Annotated in this window: 1 rRNA gene; it reads right to left on the bottom strand. The window is 53.9% G+C overall.

The annotated features are described in order from the left end of the window. Nucleotides 1–1,222, bottom strand: a 23S ribosomal RNA gene (locus tag GH660_RS17770); the annotation flags it as partial.

Genomic DNA, 1,222 nt, shown 5'->3' with positions numbered 1-1,222 from the left:
GGATTTGCCTGCCATCCTCAACACCTACACTCTTCAACGGGGACTTCCGTCGCCCCGCGGTGGTTTCACTGCTCCGTCTCCACGTCGCCCCATGCGGCAGTGACGGAATATTAACCGTCTCTGCCATCGCCATCGCCGTTCGGCTTAGACTTAGGACCCGACTGACCCCGGGCTGATTGGCATTGCCCGGGAAACCTTGGTCTTACAGCGGGAGGGAATCTAACCCTCCTTATCGTTACTTATTCCTACATTTGCTTTACTCACCGCTCCAGGATAACTTACGTACACCATTCGACGCTGTGAGTATGCTCCCCTACCGATACTTTTTAATATGCTATCCCGCGCCTTCGGTGTCTGCCTTATACCCGATTATTATCCATGCCCGGACCCTCGACTAGTGAGCTGTTACGCACTCTTTGAATGAATGGCTGCTTCCAAGCCAACATCCTAGCTGTCATAGGGACCAGACTTCGTTAGACTAACTCAGGCAGAACTCCGGGACCTTAGACGGCGGTCTGGATTCTTCTCCTCTCGGGGACGGACCTTAGCACCCGCCCCCTTACTGCCGGACTGCAAACCGTGAGCATTCGGAGTTCGTCAGGACTCGATAGGCGGTGAAGCCCTCTTGTCCTATCGGTCGCTCTACCTCTCACGGTGACCATCCGACGCGGCACCTAAATGCCTTTCGGGGAGTACGAGCTATCTCCAAGTTTGATTGGCCTTTCACTCCTACACTCGGCTCATCCAGAAGCTTTTCAACGCTTATTGGTGCGGACCTCCATCCCGTGTTACCGGGACTTCATCCTGGCCAAGTGTAGATCACTTGGTTTCGCGTCTACCCCCACTGACTGTGCGCCCTGTTCAGGCTCGCTTTCACTGCGGCTACGTACCTCATGGTACTCAACCTCGCCAGTGACGGTAACTCGTAGGATCATTATGCAAAAGGCACGCCGTCACATCTTACAATGCTCCGACCGCTTGTAGGCGCATGGTTTCAGGAACTATTTCACTCCCCTGCTCGGGGTTCTTTTCACCTTTCCTTCACAGTACTCGTTCGCTATCGGTCTCACGGGAGTATTTAGCCTTACCGGATGGTCCCGGCAGATTCGCGCAGGATTCCTCGTGTCCCGCGTTACTCAGGATACCGCTATGCCTGATCTGGCTTCGTGTACAGGATTATCACCTTCTGTGATGTAACTTTCCAGATACTTCCACTCACCAT

It is taken from the genome of Dechloromonas sp. H13 (assembly GCF_009469615.1).
Lineage (GTDB): Bacteria > Pseudomonadota > Gammaproteobacteria > Burkholderiales > Rhodocyclaceae > Azonexus.
Note: the sequence above shows the minus strand (reverse complement) of the source record. Positions and strands in the feature narration are given on the sequence as shown.